Annotated in this window: 2 protein-coding genes; both read right to left on the bottom strand. The window is 62.0% G+C overall.

Annotated features, from left to right (window positions below; translation table 11 throughout):
* A partial coding sequence (lpxD, locus tag EN742_RS31435; RefSeq protein ID WP_128333695.1) for a UDP-3-O-(3-hydroxymyristoyl)glucosamine N-acyltransferase occupies positions 1-890 on the bottom strand: 890 nt, incomplete at its 3' end.
* Positions 891-968: 78 nt separating this feature from the next.
* Positions 969-2535, bottom strand: a 1567-nt coding sequence (bamA, locus tag EN742_RS31430; RefSeq protein WP_128333694.1) for an outer membrane protein assembly factor BamA, incomplete at its 5' end; no start/stop codon positions are given.

Below are 2535 nucleotides of genomic sequence, written 5' to 3'. Positions count from 1 at the left end.
ATGGTCAAATGATCGGCTAGGCCGACGCCGCCACCCATGGTGACACCATCGCCGACGACGACCGAACCGGAAATACCCGAAAGCCCCGCTATAATGCAATTGCGACCGATACGAACATTGTGGGCGATCTGCACCAGATTGTCGATCTTGGTGCCCTGGCCGATGATGGTGTCGGACATCGCGCCGCGATCGACGGTCGAATTGGAGCCGATCTCGACGTCGTCTTGGATGATGACGCGACCGATCTGCGGCACGCGCTCCGGGCCCTTGGCGCCGGCCACGAAGCCGAAGCCGTCCTGGCCGATCCTGGCGCCGCCATGGATGATGACGCGGTTGCCGATCAGCGCGTACTGCACGCTGGCACCCGGGCCGATATAGCCGTCACGGCCGATCTGGGAGGAATGGCCGATCACCGCATGCGGAGCGATGATGGTGCCGTTGCCGACCGAAACGCGCGGACCGATGACCGCGCCGGCCTCGACGATCGCGCCGGCCTCGACATGCGCCGAGGGGTCGACATGGGCATGCGGCGAGATTCCGGTTTCGCCGGTCATTGGCCCGGGTGTGGCCGCCTGCGGGAACAGAAGGCGCCCGACCAGCGCGAATGCCTGCTGCGGGCGCGGATGGGTAAGCACCGCTATGCCCGCCGGCGCCTTGCTGGCGAATTCGGCCGGGCAAAGAACCGCCGCGGCCTTCAACAACGGCATGAGGGCAAAATTGCGCCTACCGTCGACGAAGACGAGCGCGTTCTCGCCACCCTCGTTGGCAGGTGCTAGGGCTTCGATGGAGACATGCGACTGGGCAGAATCGACAAGCTGAGCGCCGGTCAGATTCGCGACTTCGCCGGCCGTATACCGGCGTGATGGCGCGAAGAACACCGGATCGGTCATTCCAGAAGCAATATCCAGCTAGGTCGGATCACGCTCTTCCGGACCGCATGGCGGCCCGGAAGCATTGTTACCCGCGGATCAGAAACGGGTCGCTATGCCGAAGTTGAATTCCTGCACGTCGTCGGTCGGTTCCTTCTTGACCGGGACCGCGTAGTCGATGCGGATCGGGCCGAACGGCGACGCCCACATCAAGCCGATACCGACCGAGGCGCGCAGCTTCATGTCGGTTGAGGTCTGAGTGACGGTGGTCACCTTGCTGCCGTACAAAGTGGCGGCATCCGCGAAAACAGCACCGCGCAGGCCGAAGCTTTCCGGAATGACCGGCAGCGGGAACTGTGCTTCAGCCGACGCATTGAAGTAGGTCGTGCCGCCCAGGTGATCCCCCGTAGCGACGTCCGCCGGGCCGATACCGCCATACTCAAAGCCACGGATCATGCGATCGTTGCTCTGGAACTGATCAAAAATGCGCAGCCCATCATCGCCAAACCCTGCGATGTGGCCAGCGCCGGCGGACACAAGACCGACCAGATCGAGCTGCTCGGACAAGGTCTGATAGACGCTCGCCCGCCCGGTCAGCTTCACCCACTTGGCGTCGCCGCCGAGACCGGCGACTTCGGTCGTGCCGTTGATGTAAATACCCTCATGCGGGTTCTTCATGTCGTCGATGGTGTTGTACACCAGACCCAAGCTGACCGAGGATTTCAGCCAGGGGCTTTCAGCGATGCCGTCCTTGATGGCCTGTGAAAGATCACAATCGCCCTGAGTGCCATCGTCGTTGTCGTCGCAGTCATCGTATTTGTATTTCTCCTGCGCGATGTTGTACGCCAGCTGGGTGGAAATGCTGTCGGTGATCGGCAGGCCGAAGCGCACTGTGGCGCCCAGCGTCTCGCTGTCGTAGTGGGTGTAATTGCGCGTCTGCTGGAAGACATCGAAGCCGGCGGCAATGCGGCGCCCGAGGAAGTAAGGCTCGGTGAAGGAAATGCTGTAGTCGCGCGAATTCTTGCCGCCGCCCGCCGCCAGCTTGATGTACTGGCCACGACCGAGGAAGTTGCGCTCCGTGATCGAGCCTTCGACCGACGGACCAGGCGTGTCGCCACCGGTCGAATAGCCGGCGCCGATCGAGAATTCGCCGGTCGACTTCTCGACCACGTCAACCACCAGCACGACCTGATCGGGCTGCGAACCCGGCACGGTCGAGATGTCGACTTTCTCAAAGTAATTGAGCGCTTCCAGGCGCTTCTTCGCGCGCTGGATAAGCACCTGGTTGAAGGCGTCGCCTTCGCTGACATCGAACTCGCGGCGAATGACATAGTCGCGCGTGCGGTCGTTGCCGCGGATTTCGATACGCTCGATATAGGCCTTGGTGCCCTGGTCGATTGTGTAGACCACCGAAATGGTGTGGTTCTCGAAGTTGCGATCGCCGCGTGGTGTCACCTGGGCGAAGGCATAGCCGGAGCCGGCGACCTTCTCGGTCAGCGCGATGATGGAATCCTCGACATCCTTGGCGTTGTAAACGTCACCCTTATGGGTCTCGATCACGGATTCCAGCGACTTGGAGTCGACTTCGGGAATCGTGCTTTCGACGCTGACGTCGCCGAAGGTGTAACGGTCGCCTTCCTGCACGGTGATGGTGACAGTGTATTTG

The sequence above is a fragment of the Mesorhizobium sp. M4A.F.Ca.ET.020.02.1.1 genome, assembly GCF_004022645.1.
Lineage (GTDB): Bacteria > Pseudomonadota > Alphaproteobacteria > Rhizobiales > Rhizobiaceae > Mesorhizobium.
This window is presented reverse-complemented; position numbering and strand designations above follow the sequence as displayed.